We start from the raw sequence: 19,113 nt of genomic DNA on the forward strand, positions 1-19,113 counted from the left end.
TCACCGCACATCCATGACCGGAAATGTTCTGGATATCGGCCAGATTGATCAGATTCTCCCGTCACTTTTAGAGCAGGGGACAGCAACCCGGGACGGCGATGCAATCGTTCTCAATGCAGCAGATATTGGAATTGAGAAGGTTCTTGGTGGTGGTCAGGTCACCAGCAAGATGAATATAACTGCAGAGGCGTTCTCCCAGTCTGCGATCCAGAAGATCGAGGCAAAGGGCGGTCACGCCCTGCTCTCCTGATTTGATCCCTGGGAGGTTCTGAATGGGTGAGATACTCGACCGGATGGAGCCAATTCTGGCCAAAATGCCGGCAGTCAAAACGCCAGAAGGCCATGTTCATTTTAAGAACAAACTTGCCTGGACAGCAGCAATTTTAATTTTATATTTTGCTCTCACGAATATTCCTGTTTTTGGGCTTTCTCCTGAATCACAGGATATGTTCCAGTACTTCCGTGCTCTGCTTGCCGGTTCAAGCGGTTCGATTGTCCACTTAGGAATCGGTCCTATTGTTACCGCTTCAATCGTTCTTCAGCTCCTCAAAGGTGCTGACCTTATTCATATTGACACTTCAGAAATCAGGGGCCAGATCCAGTACATGGGTCTTCAGAAACTCATGATCTTCATCATGATCGTGGTAGAAGCCCTGCCGATGATCGTCGGAGGATTCTTAAAACCAGATCCAGCCATAGTATCTGCATTATTCGGAGGGAACAGCGGGGCTCTGTCGTTAATTATCTTTATTCAGATATGTATCGGCGGAGTCCTCATCTTCCTGATGGATGAAGTGGTTACCAAATGGGGTATCGGCTCTGGTGTCGGACTGTTCATCATAGCCGGTATCTCTGAAGCAATCATTAACGGGTTCATCAACTGGGCTCCTGTGAATGATATGTATCCGGTCGGATTCTTCCCCCGACTGTTTGCAGTCGTCCTTGACGGGGCGAATTTCATCCAGTATTTCGGAACCGATCTCATAGCATTCATCACCACCATCGCAATCTTCATTCTGATTGTGTATGTGGAATCCACCAGGGTTGAGATCCCTCTCGCACATACCCAGGTACGAGGTGCCAGGGCCCGGTTCCCGGTCAAACTCATCTACGCCAGTGTGCTTCCGATGATTCTTGTCCGTGTTCTGCAGGCTAACGTCCAGATGATCGGATTATTCCTGAATAATGTGGGGATTACTATATTCGGAACCTATGAAGGGCAGACTCCGACCGGTGGCCTGATGTGGTATCTTGCCCCGATCAATCACCCGTCTGACTGGATGTGGTGGATGCCGAATTACATAGGTGGACATGCAGCCTGGGAGGTTCTTATCCGACTGGGTATTGATACCATTATTATGATCGTCGGAGGAGCCGTATTCGCTCTGTTCTGGGTGAAGACTGCGGGTCTTGACTCCAAGGCAGTTGCCCGTCAGATCCAGCTCTCCGGAATGTCCATCCCCGGATACCGGAGAAACCCGGCCGTTCTTGAGAAAGTTCTTGACCGGTATATCCCCCGTGTCACGGTTATCGGTGGGGTTTTTATTGGAATAATGTCGGTAGTAGCCAACCTCTTTGGTGTGATTGGTGCTGTATCCGGTACCGGTCTGCTGCTTACCGTTTCAATTACCTATCGGCTGTACGAACAGATCGCCAGTGAACAGATCATGGAGATGTATCCGTTCATGCGAACATTCTTTGGTAAGGAATAAAAGAGAATCCAGTATGACCGGGAAGAAAGTCATCATTACCGGAGTGCCCGGGGTCGGCAAGACCTCGGTCATTACTGAGTCAATCAGACGGCTTGAAGAAGAAGGAGTGCCATATCAGAGCATAAATTTTGGCACTTTTATGTTTGAAGTTGCGCAAAAGGAGAATATTGTCAAAGACCGTGATGAGATGCGGAAACTTGATAAAAATTCCCAGAAAAGACTTCAGCAACTGGCTTCACAGGCGATCGCCCGGATCGATGGTAACATTATCATCGATACTCATGCATCAGTAAAAACTCCGGTAGGATTCCTTGCAGGTCTTCCTGAATGGGTTCTGAAAGAGTTAAAACCTGATTTAATCATCCTTGTTGAGACTGATTCTGATCAGATCTTAAAGCGCAGATTATCTGATACATCACGAATCCGTGATATCGAAGGGTACCAGGATATTCAGGATCATCAGGATTTCAACCGTGCAGTAGCAGCATCATATGCCATGCTGACCGGCTGCACCGTTCGATATATCAAGAACCCTGACTTCCTGCTTGAAAAGGCAGTAGAAGAGATGGTTCAGGTGCTCAGGTAACCGTCATGGCAGGATCGCAGTCAGCAACCATGAGTATGATGCCCCTGATTCTGGCTATGGGGCTTTTATTTATTGCCAGTATTGAGGCTGTCCGTGATGGACTTGGAACCTCTCTCAATGTTGTCCTCGGCCCGCTTGTGGACACATTCCATATTCCTTTTTACATTGTGATCATCATTCTCTCCGCAATGACCGGTTTTTACTCGTCAATCATCCAGAAGTATACCATCGATTATAAAAAGATGAAACAGACGCAGAACCGGATGAAGGAATTTCAAAAAGAATACCGGGAAGCAATGCTCTCAAAAGATGAGAAGCAGATAAAGAAACTCGAAGCCAAACGCTCCAGGATGATGCAGGAACAGATGGAGATGAGCCAGGCTCAGTTCAAGCCTATGGGGTATATCATGGTTATCACCCTTCCGATTTTCTTCTGGCTCATATTCCGCCTTAATCATTTTGATGCGATGATAAACATGCCATTCTTTGGCCTTGTACATCTGACTGATCTCATCCTTGGCCCAGCCCCTGCATGGATCATATGGTATATGCTCTGTTCGATCACATTGTCACAGGTTATCAGAAAGGCACTTGATATCGGGGGCCTGTAATGCGCATTACGATCAGTGGTCTTCCTGGGAGCGGAACGACCTCACTCACCTATCATCTCGCAGAGATGCACCGGCTCGATGTCATCTCTGCAGGAGAAGTCTTCAGACAGATGGCACGGGAGCGTGGTCTGACCTTGGCTGAGTTTGGATCATTCTGCGAGGAGGATCCCTCGGTAGACAAACTGATCGATGAGCGTCAACGGGAGATAGCCCTTTCAAATACTCATATTATTGCAGAAGGAAGGTTGTCAGGCTGGATGATTCAGGAGGCAGACCTGAAGATCTGGCTGAAAGCATCGCTTGAGTGCAGGGTCAGACGAATATTTGACCGGGATCAGTTTTCGGACCTCACAGCAGCCATGCAGGCAACAAAAGAGCGGGAGGCATGTGAAGCCCTCCGGTATCAGCAATATTATGATATTGATATCGGATCACTCAGTCCCTATCATCTGGTGCTGGATACTGAGATGTGGACCGTGGAACAACTGGGAATTATTGTCTCTTCTGCGATCCAGACACTTTCAAAAAAGTGAATACGTCCCCTTCTTTTTTATCTTCTGTCAATAAGCCGTTTTGGTCTTCCCCGGATATGATGAAGCTCAAGTCCTCCCGGGCCTGTGATATGGACGAGTATCTGGAATATACCGTCATCATAACTCCCGATAAGTTCTGGTTTGTGTTTCAGGATTGTCCCAGTGATCACATCGGTGATATCATGAATGCTGCATGCATCCTTGTCTTCAGCTTCAACCGATATCCGGAGCGTTATTTCATTCTCTTCTTCGCCATACACGAATGCTTCATACTCTCCGGTGAGTGATGGCAGGTTTTCAGGCTGGAAAACAGCACGCTCGATGTCTATCCGGTTAATCGGGACTTCAAAGATCTGGATGGTCTCAGCTTCCCGCCAGGGATTCAGAATTCTCATGTGAGTTCGTCCGCATGGGCACCTGCTTCTGCTGATAACTTTTGTGGTATCATCTGTATCATAATTGATGAGAAGCGACCCGCATCGCTCTCCGGGTTTCAAAAGTGTAGTCAGAACGATATGTCCCTCTTCACCATCCGGGAGAAAACGCTGGTGCCTGGGATCATGGATATCCAGATGGACAATATCCTCCGGAACATGGAGGCCGGCAACAGCCTGGCACTCTCCGCACATGGTCCCTTCCGTGCTCCCGTAACTGTTGTAGACCTCACAGTCATAGAGTTCTTTGACATAATTTCTGGATTCATCGGCAAAACTCTCACCGCCGACGACAAGCCTTCGGATGCTGGAGTCTGCCGGGTCCATTCCCTCCGCTTTCATCCGTCGCGCCAGGCGTAAAAATTTAAAGACGCTTCCTACAATTCCTGTCGGCTGATAGGACTGGATGAGACGGATCGGGAAGGTGCACTTACCGGTGGGGATGATACTCATGCCAACTTCACGGGCTGCAAGGGTCATCGTATTTGCCCCAACATTCATCCCATAACTTGCACAGATGATCATCCGGTCTTCTGCCGAAAAACCCTGCGAAACAAAGATCCGGGCATACTTTTCTGCGTACCGTTTCCAGTCATCCCACGAGAGGAAGAAACTCTTTGGGGTGCCACTCGTTCCGCTTGTCTCATGGATGGTATAGATGTCTTTCCAGTCAAGGCTTTTAAACATGAAATCGCTCGTGACCGGCGGTTGGTTCTCCCTGATCACCTGTCCGCTTATTACCGGAAGTTCCAGCAGATCTTCATGACTTTTGATGTCATCAGGGCTGATATTGTGTTCCCGGTAGAATTTTTTATAAAAGGGACTGTGTTCTGCAGCATAATGAACTGTATACTGTATCCGCTCATCGATGAGTGTCTCTAAATCAGGATAGTTCATCGTTTCTATATCTGGTCTAAGAAAATGAGATGGATGCATTTTTGAATCATAGGTCTAAGAATTGTTTATACATTTCCCCGGACTATACACGGAGTCCTTGGTATGATTGGAACAAACCAGAATTGGATGAATATGAGTGTGGGCGGTCTCATCTTTCTTACTCTTCTGGTTTTCATAGCTCCAGGTGTGTATGCTGCGGATGATCTCTTTGGTACGGGCGGGACATCGGGCGTCGGTTATTATAAGGGAGATTATGTATCAGACACCATCCCCTCCTCACTTGAGGCTGGTTCATCATATCCGGTGGTCATCTCATTTCGGAATAACGGGATGGTCTCATGGGAATGGGGGGTTGAAAAATTCGGTCTTCTCTACCAGGGATTACAGTCATCCATCACTGTCGAACCGGTCTTCTCTCCCATTCCAGCGGGGATGAAAGTAGCATCACAGGAAGAGATCTCCTTTCCCTTTGTTTTGACCCCTCCGGATAAACCCGGTGAATATGAGCTCAGTTTTTCAATGTCAACAAGAAAGGGTGAGGATAAATATACACCTTTTCCGAATGGTTTTACCAAAAAGATCATTGTTATCCCAAAAGAGGGGGTTTCATCCGGGAATGTGGGTTCAATTATTATTCAATCTACTCCAACGGGTGCCATGGTCAGTATGGGCAGTGAGGAGAAAGGAAAAACACCTCTTACGTTGCCTGATCTGAACCCTGCTCAGTATGAGATTACCGTCTCCCATCCTGATTATGATCGAAAATGGGCGCAGGTACGGGTTGAACCTGGATCGGTCAGCAGAGTCACCGTTGATCTGACAACATCTGAAAAACCAGTGGTATCAACTGAGCAACTCCTGAAGTTTACCCCGCTTGGCTGGCTCCTTGATAATATATCTCTCATTATCATCAGTATCATCATCCTGTTTTTCGGATTTCAGGTCATCATGATGGATACAAAGAGGATTCCTGAGCATCATCCGGTACGACGGTATACAAGGCCCCTCATTCTGCTCGCTCCAACCGCAGATGGGAAGAGCAGATTCCATCGGGGATTAGGTAAGGATGGGAAAGGAGAAAGTACCGGTGGTGGTGCGGATGCATCAGGTGTTGCTGATGGTGATCGCAGACGTGAACAGGGAAAAACTGCTGGTTCAGAGTCAGGAACCCGAAAGAATGTCCGTGATCGGACAACCCGGCGTGAAGGGAAGAGTTCGGAGAGAAAGCCCATAGAGACTGAAGAAGACGAATCATTGCCTGATGTCGAGGACCCTGACCAGGAAGGACGGGAGATTGAGGGGATATATGGGTTCCCTCACGCTCTTCGGGACCGGTATGAACCACTGGGTGTTGCCGGGGATGATACCTATGCCCGTGTCTATAAGGTAAGGAAAAAGGAAAGTGGTGATGTCCGGGCACTCAAGGTCGGGCACTCAAAACAGCCGGGGAGCGAGATTCTTCAGAAAGAGTCAGCGGTCTGGAGATCCCTTCGTCATCCGAACATTGTGCATCTGTTCAAATCTGAATTTCTGGATGATATGTCCTATCTTGAAAATGAGTACCTTGACGGGGTATCATACAAGGGGATGGTTCATACTTCACTGACCGGTCTTCCAAAACCTATCCGGGAACAGTATGCGGTATCCCTTGTCCGTGATATCGCGGAAGGGCTGAAATATGCCCATGATATTGGTGTCCGTCATTATCATCTCCAGTCCGGAGATATTCTTCTGACCCCGAAACTTCGCGCAAAGGTCTCCGGGTTTGCCAGGGGAAGGAATGAACTCGGATTTTCTGTTAAGGATTCTGATGTCAGAGGTGCTACCGCGGCATTTATAACACCTGAGCAGAGGGATGAACAAAAGTATGGAAATCCCGGGCGAAGAACGGATATCTACCAGCTGGGGGTAATTTTTTATGAACTTCTGACCGGGTATCTCCCGTATAGTCCAGAAGCATTTCAAAAATCAGGGCATGAAGGGACGTTTGAGGATCATGCTGATGAACTGATTTTACCATCCGCTTTCAGGAAAAGTCTTGAGAAGTATGATCCTATCATTGTGCGGATGTTATCACGAAAAAAATCCGGTCGGTATTATCTGATGGATGAATTTATCAAAGATCTCGATAGCGTCAGAAAGGCCTAAACCGGTAGTATAAATAGGCTGTACGTATATCTGATTCTTTGAGCCTGGTACGTATGGTCCCTGTCATACTATTCATTCTCCTTATCATTCCTGCTACAATATCCCCGGTTTATGCACAAGAGCAGTGGGTGACAGCTCCGGGCTTTGGACCATCGTACATATCAGATACCATCCCCGATACGTTACTCCCAGGTCATTCATATCCTGTTCTGGTTACATTCCGGAACACCGGTCTTGTCAGCTGGCAGGATGAAATGAGGAGGATCGGCCTCCTCTATGAAGGGGATATGACAAAAGTTACTGCTATCCCTTCTTTTGTTGAGATCTCCCGTGATCTGAATATTACTCCTGGAAAACATGCAACTTTTGGATTTACGCTCCTTCCGGTGGGGACTCCGGGTTCTTATGATCTCTCCTTCTCGGTTGTCATGCGGTCAGCAACCGGTGACCAGAAGATAACCGAAGTGTTTGTGAAGCATGTGACCATTGTCCCGACCGACGGGATCTCATCACCGGTAAATGGGTCGATCTTTGTAGAAAGCTGGGTATTGGATCTGGATGTTTACCTTGATTCAGCATTTATGGGGAATGTCCCTGCGATAATTGCTGATGTGAAACCAGGTCAGTACAGGATACAGGTGAAGAATGATACCTTTGAGCGGACATATCCGGTTGATGTGGAACGGGGAGTTATGACACGGCTTCTCGTGAAGGGTGATGAAAAAAGCCCTGTTATTACAAAGAAAAAGGCAGGACCGGTATCTGACGGCACCATTATCGGATATATTGAAGCAAATATTCCGTTGATAATGATAATCTCAATGATCCTTCTCGTGTGTATCGGTGTTGGTATGTACGGACTGAGAAAACGAAACCGAACCGAAGAGGAGAGAAAGAAAAAAGAAGATAAGGAGGATGAAGAGGACCCTGAAAAAGAGCGGGCAAAAAAAGAAAAAAATCTCCTGGATAAAATACACAGTCAGAAACCATTATTTGAAGGATTATCCCCGTCTTCTGATCCTATAAGCTCAGGTCGTATCACCGCTATGCCAATATCTGGTCAGAATGTGAAAGGATACGATTCAAAGGTTCGAGGTGTTGGAAAGAGCATAATCGGAAAAGAATCTTCAGACGGGGGAAAAAAGCCTGACTCTCCTCAGGTTGCCCCTGATATCGAGGTCAGGGTTCAGGGTATTGATGTAAAACAAGGATCTGCGATTGCGAGTTTAGGTGTCTCAAACCACTCTGGTTCTCCAATTTCCATAGATGATCAAAGTATTGGTGCAGGAGGATTTGGTTTAATTCCTGTTGGATTGAAAGAACCTGTTGATGATAATCCGGATGTCATTTTTCCTCTTCGGATAATATTTGAAGGGTCAGAAATAATCAGAAAAATCTCAATTCATTATAATCGTGGTATCGCTCTCCTTGCCAGGGGGGTTGTTGAAAAAGCCTATGAATATTTCTTGTCAGTATTACATGCTGATCCAAAAAATATTGAGGCATTATTACATCAGGCACACATTCTCATCGGATGGGGTCTTGAAGAAGAAGCATCAGCCCTCCTTGCTGAAATTATTGAGATGGATCCTACCAATACTGAAGCAAAAAATGCCCTGAAAAAATTAGAACAAGATCAGGTCAGACGTAAAGAAAACCGTGAACCTGATCCCAAGCCTACAATTAAAGATTATCCTGATGAACTCCTCGATCGGTATACTCCTATCCGTGTTCTGGGTGATGATCCATTTGCTACGGTTATCCTGGTCCGGAAAAATGACACTGGTGATTTACGTGCTCTTAAAATTCCCCGGCCCATAGAAAAAATCGGCTCATCGTTATTCACCGAAATCTCTCTTCTCTATCAACTTCGTCATCCCTATGTGCTCCGGATGTACAAGGCTGAATTTACTCCGGTTGTCATGCTTGAGCTTGAATTTGTCTCCGGAGGGTGGTATGAAGGAAAACAATATATGAGGGTATCAGATTTACCAGTCCCGCTCCCCTTTCCCGTCTCTTTCCTGCTGATTGAAAAGATTGCAGAAGGGCTTGCGTATCTTCACCGGCAGGGTGTCCGTCATTACCATCTCTCACCGAAATATATTCTACTGGATGAGCCACTGAATCCAAAAATCTCTGGTCTTATTCGTGAATCACTTCGAAGTGCGGGAGGAAGCGGTGTTGAGGAATTTTTCGTCTGTGCGCCAGAACAGGTGGATTCTTCCTTTTTTGGCAAACCCGGAAAAAGGACGGATATATTCCAATTGGGAGCAATATGGCTCTGGCTGATGACCGGCCGGATAATGGGAAAGGAAGAATCTGCGGATGAGATTATCTCAATGACAATGGGTAATGTGTCTTCTGATCCACCTCTTGAGTTGTATATTCCATTGGTAAAGAAACTTACAGCCCGTTTTAAAAAGGATCGGTATGCTTCAGTTGAGGCTTTTTTAGATGAGCTAAAGGAAATAAAATCTGATTTTGATATGAGAGAAGGAATGGCATCTTCCGGAGATGATGGATGAGTTCCCGTTCGTTTTTAATTCTATTGATCTCCTTCGTGATACCGTTTTTATGTATTACTCCTGTCTGTTGTGTTGATCAGAGTTCAATATCTGGTATTACGTTTCAGGGCGGAGAGTACTCTTCAGATAGCATTCCTGATGTCATGTATCCAGGTCAGAATGGTCAATACATGGTTGAGTTCCGTAATACGGGTATGACTGCCTGGGAACATGATGTTGAAAAGATAGGTGTCGAATATTCCGGGGATTCAAACCTTATTACCATTGAACCATCGTTACAACTGTTACCGAAAGGATCCCGGGTCCATACCGGACAGAGTTATCAGTTTCCTTTTCTCATATCCGCGCATAGTGTCGGTCAGGTAAAACTCGCATTTGCTGTTGTCCGATTGTTACCAAACGGGAAAACGAACCGTATTTCAGATCCGGTTCTCTTCTCAATGGAAATTACTCCTGGATTGCCGCATAAAGATCAGAATACCGGTAGTATACAGGTTACTGCAGGCCCACTTCATGTACCTGTTGAACTTGATGGTATGCCTGCAGGTCTGACCCCGCTAACCCTTCCTGATATTCCGGTGGGCATGCATCATGTTGTGATGAAAGGAAAAGAAGGCGTGATGGAGAGGGATATTGAGGTAAAACCAAACACCATCCATACAATCACCTATAGTCCGGAAAAGTCTGGGGTTTTGATTGAAACAAAAGAATCACTCTTACTGGAAAACTCAAATCCCATCCTGACTTTGATCTTATCTAACTTTTTCATCATCCTCGGGGTAATTATTGCGCTGACAGTGGTAGCGGTAATTTCTATTGTGGTAATTTCTGGTGAGATCAAAAAGATAAAATTCGTGGTTTCACAAGTGCTTCCCTCCTCTGTTCAGAAGGAGAGTGGCCGGGATTTTGCAATCGAAACACGAAGAAGAACAACATCTGATGATGTGAGGTTTGACCCGGTTCCCGGACTATTTAAACAGGGAGATAAAAAATCACTCAAATTAAAAATTACAAACCTGGGGACCAAACCAATTGTTGTTGATACGATTCGGATTGACCCTGGAGAATGCAGGATTGTTTTTCGGGAGATATCTGATGATGATCCTGGAGATTGTGAGGTATCCCAGCAGGTTTCGTATATTGATGGGAACGGAACAGAAAAAAGCCGGGTTATTCACCTTCGGTATCGTATCATGCCCAGAGATATCGATCTCTCATGGTTTTTCGAACGCTTCATTCAGAAAAACGGGAAGATCATTGCAATACTGAAGATAAAAAATAACAATCCCTTTCCTCTTGAAGCAGATTCAGTCCTTCTTGCATCAGGAGAAGAGCGGGGAATCGAATTTTTAATGGACATTCCTGATTCTGATGAACTATCGGTATTCAAAAAATTGCATATCCTGACTGAAAATGAATATTCCTTCCCTCTGTCGGTGAAGATCCCTTACAATAAGGGGATATTTCTATTCTTCTCCAAAAAGTACTCAGAATCCCTGGAATGGTTTAACCAGCAGATCGATTTGGGGAATGATGATGGTACCCTCAAGCGGTATCGGGATCTGATTAAGAGGAAGATGGATTCGTCTTCAGAAGCTAATACCATGGATTCATCTGACATACGTGACCATGAGCCTGATGTAAAGAGAAAGGTGGATGCACAGGCCGGCAATGCCACTCAGGTATCTCTCTCTCCCTCTTTGACAGGATTTCCAGACTCTTTACTGCCCATCTACAAACCATCTGCATTGATCTCAACAGATAGGCTTGGTATTATGTACCGGGCTCTCCGGGCTGCTGATAATATAGAAGTTGCTGTCAGGGTTCTTGATTCCGGGATAATCCCTGCCTCTCAGGTTGAATTACAGATACAGGCGTGGCGGTCACTTAAGCATATGAACATTATGCAGATCAAGTTCTGGGAACGTGATCCTGTTTATTTCCTGGAATTTGATCTTCCATCCGGTGCAATACAATCGAAAAAGAGGATCTATTCGCTAGCAGATCTGAAAGTGCCCATACCTGCCAGGGCAGCACTTCGCATTGTCCGGGGGCTAGCAGAAGGGATTGATTATATACACCGGCAGGGTGTCCGTCACTATCTTCTTGAGCCCTCTGTCATCTTTCTTGATGATAAATTACAGCCGAAAATCTCCGGGTTTGATACATCTGCGTTAATTCAGTCAGGCATTCCTGATGATTGCTGGGTTATTGCCCCTGAGCAGAGGAATCCTGAAAAATTTGGCAATCCTGGTAAAAAGACGGATATCTATCAGGTCGGAGCGATCTTTTATTATCTTTTATCAGGACAGGTTCTCACCTGTAATGAGAGCATAAGTTCGCTGCCCTCACATTTTCGGTCAGATTATAGGGTGTATGATTCAATTATTGAAAAATCCGTACATATTGATAAAAATGAACGGTATGGAGATATTCGGGAAATGGTTCATGAAATAGATATCCTGCTGCGAACTATTAAAAAATAATGAAATATGATTCTTAATGGTAATTCTTCACCTGTAATTTGCTCGATTCTCCTTATTATTTTTCTCCTCGTCTCCGGTGTGTCTGCAACACCAGCAGAATTTGAAAAATTACTTGCAGAAGGTGTTGATATGTATAACTCCGGTGATCGGGAGGCCGCTCTTCAGTTATTTGAATCGGTTGTTCAGACGAATCCCTCCTGGCCCTATGGATGGCTCTGGAAAGGAACTGTCCTTGCTGATATGGGGAGAGATATGGAGGCTGAAGAAGCCTTTAAAACCGGGAGATGCCTTCTTAATCCTGATGCCTGTGATGACTCATCTTCTCCTCCTTTATCAGAAGTCCGTGAGTTGTATGGTGCTGAGCGGATAAAATATCCGGTTGATGCCAATAACGGTGAAAGCATAGTCTCTCACCATCAGGGACCTGATCCCGGATACGTGGTCATTTCAGATCCTGGTCAATTGGAAAGAGAAGGGGATCGGTTCATGGAATCAGGAAAGTATGATGCAGCTCTTCAATCTTATCTCCTTGCAGAACGGATCGATCCCAGCAATCCTTCCTATTCCAGAAAAACAGGTGATGCCTACCGGGCAAAAGGGGATTTTCATTCTGCACTTGATGCCTGGAATCGTTCCCTTCAAAATGAAACAGATCCAGGGATGTCTGATGGTCTTCGAAAGAAGAGGTCTCGTGCATTCTCTACCCTGAATATGCCGGATAAAGCCATTCAGGAACTTGAAGGGCTGAAATTTTCCGGTAATGATCCTCTGGTGTACAGTTATATGGGCGAGTTATATTCCAAATTACAGGACTATAGACATGCAGAAGAGTCGTTTCAAAATAGCCTCTCGTTCGATCCGAAAAATATTGACGCTTCCCTGGGTCTTGCTGAGGCACTGATGCGTCAGGGAAAGATGGCGAAAGCAAAAGAGACTCTTGATTCTATCCCAAAATCAGCTCTCACTCCGGATCAGACGAATCTTTTAGAGAGATTAAAGAGAGAGTATACATATTATCAACAGGATAAAACGTCGGATCTCTCTTTTCTATTCAGCCATCCGGAGTTATATATACTCACTGCTCTCGGTATCTTTGGTATTTTTTATTTCAGGGATAAAATTTTCAGATAACCTATCTGCAATTACACATCTTTTTCCCGATCTCTGGTCTTGGTTGTTTCACCTCTATCATCGTTTTTGATTTCATACTTCCAAACAAGATCCCCTCTTTTCCATCACGTAATTTCTGCTCTCCACTGATAGTCAGGGCGTATGTTCCGGGCTGAATAAACGGGACCATAAAAGGTATGCGGTACTCCCTGCTCTCTCCATCCCCCGGAGCATCCAGATAGGTATTATTCTGAAGAAGGGTGGCCGGCCCAAGTGTTGCAGAGAGCAGAATCGAATTTTTCATATCAGTCTGGTTGTTTTTATTATGAACTGTTATGATCGGATGGATAGTAACTCCGGGATACACGGTTCTTTCTTCCGGTGGAATATTGATTGAAATGATTTGGAGATCGACATCAGATACATTGGCAGGATGAGAAATGCCAACAGACGGTGACGAGAGGGAGATTAGGATGATAAGAATGGCGATGATTCCAAACATCAGCCTTGAAAGGCAGGAATGACTGATCATACCCATGATTTGGTACTCCATGAGTTTATATTCTGTTATCTGGATATAATATGCAGATTACATAAAGTTCCATCCATCTATGAACATTCTTGATCTCTCATCAGAACATCCGTCCGGTTCCCCGAAGGATGCTGCTTCATTTTTGTGTGATGAGGAACCGGTTGCGATATTCATCAATGGCAGGCATATCTCAACAGTTCTTCTCGTTCCTGGAAATCCCCGTGAATATGTGACTGGTTATCTTTTTACTGAGCAGTATATCAAAACCGCCGATGAAATTGAGTCAATACGGGTTGAAAAAAACCGTGCCAGTGTTCTCACAACAAATATATTCACAAGCCCCGGCCCGAAAAAAACAATTCTATCCGGATGCGGCGGTGCTGTCTCGTATATCGATCCTGGCAAACTTCCTGTTCTGATGGGGACCTTTAGCATCCCTGCTTCCATCCTTGCATCATCATTCTCTCATTTCATGGCCAATGAGGAGAAAAAACCGGGCCTGGTTGTATCAGCTCTATACTGGCCTTCTCAATGCCTCATGTTCCGGCAGGATATCGGCGATGATCAGGTGACAGACCGGATGATTGGCGCAGGACTCATCGGAAAAATTGATTTCTCATCAACCTATTGTCTCTGTTCACATACCGTAACTTCTGAAACCGTCCGAAAATGCCTGATGGCCGGGATCCCGGTTCTCCTCACGACCGGACATTGCACACGTCTTGCGGCTCAAATAGGTCAGAAAAACGGGCTATGTATTGGTATCATACAGGATACCCGATTATTGATACTATCACGACCTGAACGGATTACCCGGTGAAGAACCGGCGATAATCTCTTTCAGAGTAGCAAGGAAGAGATCGATCTCCTCTCTGGTATTATAATGTGCAATACTGACCCGAACCGTTCCATCTGGCAGATTCAGGGCATTCATCAGCGGCTGGCAGCAGTGATGTCCTGACCTGACCAGAATATCATGCTCATCCAGTCGTTGAGCTATCTCATGGGGATGCATCTCTTCAACGGTGAATGAAACAACCCCTATTCTGGTTTCGGGGTTTCTTGATGCATATACCCGGACTCTCTCGATGGTATGGAGGCCTTCAATCAGGCGGCTGGTAAGATCTTCTTCATGGGAATGGATCGTGTCCATCCCGATTTTCCTGAGGTAATCAACTGCAACGCCTAATCCGATGCCTCCGGCGATGTTGGGTGTACCCGCTTCGTATTGCTCATAACCCTGTATCAGTACAACATCGTCACCGGTAACCGATTCAACGGTTCCACCCCCCTGCATCAGGGGAGTCAGGAGGGGTTCTTTCATCCAGAGAACACCAGTGCCGGTCGGCCCGCCTAGTTTATGCCCGGAAAAGCAGTAGAAATCACACCCGATTGACGATACATTCACCGGCATATGGGGGGCTGCCTGAGCTCCGTCGATGAGAAGGAGCACTCCTTTTTCCCTGCACAAGGCGGCTACCTCATGCACCGGGGTAATGATCCCGAGAACATTTGATGCCTGGGTAATTGCCACAAGTCTGACCGGTTTTTCCAGCATCTTCCGGAATGCATCCATGTCCAGGGAATAATCCGGACGTATGCCGACGATATCAAGGGTGACACCCTGCTTCTCAAGTGATCTCCAGGGCAGGAGGTTTGAGTGATGTTCAAGGATGGTCGTGACAACCCGGTCACCAGGAGTCCAGCTGAGGCCATGAGCGACCATGTTGATCGCTTCGGTGGTATTTTTTGTAAAGACCGTAATGCCGCCCTGTGCCCCGATGAATTCGGCTACCTTTTCATGGGCATGCCAGTACCGCTGGGTCGCTATCCGGGTAAACCGATGCACCCCTCTTCCGACATTTGACCTGTACCGGTGCTCAAATTCAACCATGGCCTCAACAACCGGTTCAGGCGAACAACTGGTCGCAGCGTTATCCAGGTACACGACATCTGCAAGGATGGGATAATCATGCCTGATTGCACGGATTAGATCATCCAACTCCGGTCCGACTTCTGCTCTCTTCTGCTCTATAGGAGAGCCATTCTGGCTTTGCTGCTTCTTCTTTCTCTCCTTCGTTGGTGCCAGGGTGAAATCATTATTGACATGGACTCCCATGTTCCTGCATAACTCACGCATCTTAGGAGGGAGTGCCCGCCATCGCCACAGACCCCAGTCAGTATAGGCGTCCGGCATCTGTTTCTTGTCAGCCCACCTCTGAAGAAATGCATCCCACCGCCCGGTGAAATCCGGATGGGTCTTTCGGATGGAGTCATATTCGCTCTCAAGCATGGCAGGACAGAGATAGCAGCCTATCCGCTCTATCCCTCGTTCATACAGGGGGTTTATCGGGATCTTCCGCCACCAGAGATAGAGGAATACTTCAAATGCCCTCCAACTCCGGATGGGGGATATATTCAGCTGCAGGGGATTTGCCGGATTCTGACTGGTCTCATCAAGACCGGCACGGTTCCATGACTCATACCAGCGGTTCCCCTGAATGGTGACACAGGGGCCGGTGTCGGCAAGATATATCTTCAGGGGGTGTAATTTGAGAAGTTTACAACACCACCGGTTGTCCTTGCCCGGGGGTCCTGCTTTCTCCACCGCCTGCCAGAAGTCGCCACCCTTCCTGATTATCTCAACTCCCTGCTCCTCGATGAAACGGATGGTTTCAGGGAACTCAAGTCCGGTATCGATAAAAAAGGCCTTCTCTACCCCGGCTTTTCGTGCCAGGTGAAGAACTGCCGTGCTGTCCTTTCCGCCGGAGAATGAGACATTGACTGTTGGCCGGTCTTTCATGTGACTCTTAATGGTTCGGACAGCGTTCCGCTCAAGGTTTTTCAGATGATAGGTATTGTGGGCGATGACCTCATCCCAGTCAGGGTCCGGATAAGGGGATGGGGTAATGGGGATGAGTTCCTTGACCTTGATATATCCCTCCTTCACGATGGCCGTCCCGTACTTTCCATTCGCCGTGACAATGACTGATCCCTCCGGGACCGGTTCTTTTAAGGGGAAGCGTTTTCCGCCGATTCTCCCTTTTTCAGCTTTCAGATCGATATGAGCCGTCAGGTCAATGATTCCTTTTGTTATATGGGGAACCAGAAATGGCAAGGCTTCAGGGGTAATATCGAGTGAATAGGTTTTTGTCACCGGATCAAAGGTGAACCAGCCAAATCGCTGCCCGTTGATGATGACCAGTTCTGCACGATCATATCCCCCGGTCTTATTGAGTAGAATTACTTTCGGGACAGGAACATCACCGTATTGGGATGTTAATACCTGGATGATGTGATCCCGATCTGCCGAGAGAGCAGGCCGGAGATCATAGGGCTGAAGAAGGAGGATGGTTTTTGCTTCATTGCCGCAGCTGCAGGTTCGTCCGATCAGGGGAACATTGCAGTGTTCACACCAGTAGAGTGTTTTTTTCACAGCCGGCTCGTGCATTTCACTGAATAATAGGGGGTGAGGAGATAAGATACCTGTCAGTGATGAACAAAGATGGAACGAAAATTATTAGTGTACTCTCGATTATGATAATGTGATGTACACTTTTTTCGGTAGGGAAACAGAGATGGCCGAGCTCAATGATCGTTTCATCGGTCCACGTTCTGAGTTTTTTATCATCTATGGGAGGAGAAGAGTCGGAAAAAGTGAACTTATTAATGAATTTATCCGTCAGAATAAGGGGCTCCGCATTCAGGTTCGTGAGGGTTCACGAAAATATCAGTTAGAACAATTCGCAGAGGCATTCTCGGAATTTTTTGATGATCCATTTATTGGGAAAAATGGTTTCACATCCTGGGATTCAGTCTTTGAATATCTTGCATCCCGCTTGACAAATCGGTTCATTCTGGCAATAGATGAGTTTCCCTATCTGGTAAAAGAAGATAGAAAAATCCTCTCGATACTTCAGTATCATTGGGACGATAGACTTCGAGAAACCCGTATTTTCCTGATTTTATCCGGTTCATCAATTGGAATGATGGAAGATGAGGTTCTTTCATATCGGAGTCCATTATTTGGAAGAAGGACAGGACAACTTTTACTCAGGTCATTCCGGTTTCATGAAGTTCTTCCAATATTTCAGGATTTCAGAAAAGCGGTTGAGTATTACGCGGTGTATGGGGGGACTCCTGCCTATATACTGAGTGTGAATACCAATGAAACCATTCAGCATTCAATCGAGAAAAATCTGCTCAATCCCCTCTCGTATCTGTTCAGGGAGGTTGAATTTCTTCTCCGGATGGAACTTGTGGAACTACGATATTATTTTGCAATCCTGCTCTCCATCTCCCGGGGAAATAATACGCAGCATCTGATTACCAATGATACCGGTATACAGAAAGGTACGGTCAACCGATATCTTGCTACACTTATTGATCTGGACATCATATGGAAAGAAGTTCCTGCATTTGAGGATGAAAGGAGCAGAAAAGGTCGTTACTACTTCAGGGATAATTTGTTTTCATTCTGGTTCAGATTTATCTTTCCTCATCTGGAACGTGCTGAAAGTGGGTTTGCAGAACAGGTTTTGACAGAGAATATCACCCCGTATCTTGCACAGTATACCGGTTCGTTATTTGAACGAATGATTATTGATCTGTTATTTTATCTGAATGGTGCGGGTAAACTTCCTTTTCCATGTATATTTTCGTCGATGAGAAGATGGTGGCATAAAGGAGAAGAGATTGATATTGTTGGTATTTCTGAAACAGATTCATCCATTCTGTTTTGTGAGGTAAAATGGCAGGATAATGTTGATGGAAAAAAGGTGGCTTTTGACCTGAAACAAAAAGCTGGTCTTATCTCCTGGAAAGAAAAGGAACGGAATGAGATGTTCATGGTCATTGCCAGGTCTTTCTCATCTGTCGGTGATGAGGAACATGTGATATACATGGATCTTGAAATACTTGAAAAACTCATTCATTCATCAAGCTCTCTCCATATACCTAGAAATCTGACAATACCAGGAAGATGAAACACTCTAATAGGGAGTTTACTGATTCCATCTGCCGGATTACAAAATAATTTATCGTACAATGCAGACTTATCCTGAAATACTGGATTTTCATGACACTTTTTGGATCAATCCTTACAGATATCAGGGAAAAAACACCCCTTGTCCACCATATGACAAACTATGTCACGGTGAATGACTGTGCCAATATCACCCTCTGCATCGGCGCTTCACCCGTCATGGCCCATGCAGAAGAAGAAATCGGGGAGATGGTTTCACTTGCAGGAGCTCTTGTTCTGAACATTGGCACCCTTGATCCCCTCCAGATTGACCGGATGTTTATCGCAGCAAAAACCGCAGAGAAGCATGGCATTCCTATCATCCTCGACCCGGTCGGTGCCGGAGCAACCAGTTTACGGACAATCACGGCTCAGAGAATGATCCAGGAGCTCGCCATCTCTGTTCTCAAGGGCAATGCCGGAGAGATTGGGACCCTTGCTGGGAAACAGGCACAGGTTCGTGGTGTAGACTCCGGAGGGGTGGCCGGGGATCCAACTGAAATCACCAGTGGGCTT

15 protein-coding genes are annotated in these 19,113 nt (G+C 46.1%); 12 read left to right on the forward strand and 3 right to left on the reverse strand.

The window, feature by feature from the left end; all coding sequences use genetic code 11:
* The 5 genes from LDL35_RS06815 to cmk all read left to right on the forward strand — a co-directional run.
* A partial coding sequence (locus tag LDL35_RS06815; RefSeq protein ID WP_304020780.1) for an uL15m family ribosomal protein occupies window positions 1-250 on the forward strand: 250 nt, incomplete at its 5' end.
* Window positions 251-272: 22 nt separating this feature from the next.
* A complete protein-coding gene (secY, locus tag LDL35_RS06820) occupies window positions 273-1,712 on the forward strand; it encodes a preprotein translocase subunit SecY (RefSeq protein ID WP_304020783.1) in 1,440 nt (479 codons plus the stop codon).
* A gap of 13 nt (window positions 1,713-1,725) precedes the next feature.
* Complete coding sequence (locus LDL35_RS06825; RefSeq protein ID WP_011449192.1) at window positions 1,726-2,298, forward strand: adenylate kinase; 573 nt, start codon at window positions 1,726-1,728, stop codon at window positions 2,296-2,298.
* A gap of 5 nt (window positions 2,299-2,303) precedes the next feature.
* Window positions 2,304-2,909, forward strand: coding sequence for a DUF106 domain-containing protein (locus LDL35_RS06830; protein WP_304020787.1), 606 nt, complete (start codon window positions 2,304-2,306; stop codon window positions 2,907-2,909).
* Complete coding sequence (gene cmk / locus LDL35_RS06835; protein ID WP_304020790.1) at window positions 2,909-3,442, forward strand: (d)CMP kinase; 534 nt, start codon at window positions 2,909-2,911, stop codon at window positions 3,440-3,442. Before LDL35_RS06830 ends, cmk begins: the two co-directional genes overlap by 1 nt.
* A 17-nt stretch (window positions 3,443-3,459) precedes the next feature.
* On the opposite strand, the gene ftsA is transcribed toward cmk, so the two are convergent.
* A complete protein-coding gene (ftsA, locus tag LDL35_RS06840) occupies window positions 3,460-4,812 on the reverse strand; it encodes a coenzyme F390 synthetase (RefSeq protein WP_304020793.1) in 1,353 nt (450 codons plus the stop codon).
* An 87-nt stretch (window positions 4,813-4,899) separates the two neighbouring features.
* On the opposite strand from ftsA, the gene LDL35_RS06845 reads away from it, so the two are divergent.
* From LDL35_RS06845 to LDL35_RS06860, 4 genes are all read left to right on the forward strand, one after another.
* Complete coding sequence (locus LDL35_RS06845; RefSeq protein WP_304020796.1) at window positions 4,900-6,921, forward strand: protein kinase; 2,022 nt, start codon at window positions 4,900-4,902, stop codon at window positions 6,919-6,921.
* 53 nt (window positions 6,922-6,974) lie between these two features.
* A complete protein-coding gene (locus LDL35_RS06850; RefSeq protein ID WP_304020798.1) occupies window positions 6,975-9,446 on the forward strand; it encodes a protein kinase in 2,472 nt (823 codons plus the stop codon).
* Window positions 9,443-11,932 (forward strand): hypothetical protein, encoded by a 2,490-nt coding sequence (locus LDL35_RS06855; RefSeq protein WP_304020802.1) that lies wholly within the window; start codon window positions 9,443-9,445, stop codon window positions 11,930-11,932. The genes LDL35_RS06850 and LDL35_RS06855 overlap by 4 nt, the downstream gene beginning before the upstream one ends.
* 78 nt (window positions 11,933-12,010) lie before the next feature.
* Window positions 12,011-13,063, forward strand: a complete 1,053-nt coding sequence (locus tag LDL35_RS06860) for a tetratricopeptide repeat protein (RefSeq protein WP_304020805.1) — start codon at window positions 12,011-12,013, stop codon at window positions 13,061-13,063.
* 1 nt (window position 13,064) lies between these two features.
* Here LDL35_RS06860 and LDL35_RS06865 read toward each other — a convergent pair whose 3' ends face one another.
* Complete coding sequence (locus tag LDL35_RS06865) at window positions 13,065-13,595, reverse strand: hypothetical protein (protein WP_304020808.1); 531 nt, start codon at window positions 13,593-13,595, stop codon at window positions 13,065-13,067.
* A 58-nt stretch (window positions 13,596-13,653) separates the two neighbouring features.
* Here LDL35_RS06865 and LDL35_RS06870 point away from each other — a divergent pair, with 58 nt between their 5' ends.
* On the forward strand, window positions 13,654-14,394 hold the full coding sequence (locus LDL35_RS06870) for a formate dehydrogenase accessory sulfurtransferase FdhD (protein WP_304020811.1): 741 nt from the start codon (window positions 13,654-13,656) through the stop codon (window positions 14,392-14,394).
* Here the strand turns inward: LDL35_RS06870 and LDL35_RS06875 are convergent.
* Window positions 14,368-17,025 carry an aminotransferase class V-fold PLP-dependent enzyme gene (locus tag LDL35_RS06875; protein ID WP_304020814.1) on the reverse strand — a complete coding sequence of 886 codons (2,658 nt, stop codon included), beginning with the start codon at window positions 17,023-17,025 and terminating at the stop codon, window positions 14,368-14,370. The genes LDL35_RS06870 and LDL35_RS06875 overlap by 27 nt on opposite strands.
* A 97-nt stretch (window positions 17,026-17,122) precedes the next feature.
* Here LDL35_RS06875 and LDL35_RS06880 point away from each other — a divergent pair, with 97 nt between their 5' ends.
* Together LDL35_RS06880 and LDL35_RS06885 are read left to right on the forward strand one after the other, a co-directional pair.
* On the forward strand, window positions 17,123-18,559 hold the full coding sequence (locus LDL35_RS06880; RefSeq protein ID WP_304020817.1) for an ATP-binding protein: 1,437 nt from the start codon (window positions 17,123-17,125) through the stop codon (window positions 18,557-18,559).
* A 92-nt stretch (window positions 18,560-18,651) separates the two neighbouring features.
* Window positions 18,652-19,113 (forward strand): hydroxyethylthiazole kinase (locus LDL35_RS06885; protein ID WP_304020820.1); only part of this gene is annotated, 462 nt, incomplete at its 3' end.

This window comes from Methanospirillum hungatei (assembly GCF_020216685.1).
GTDB classification, from domain to species: Archaea; Halobacteriota; Methanomicrobia; order Methanomicrobiales; family Methanospirillaceae; genus Methanospirillum; species Methanospirillum hungatei_B.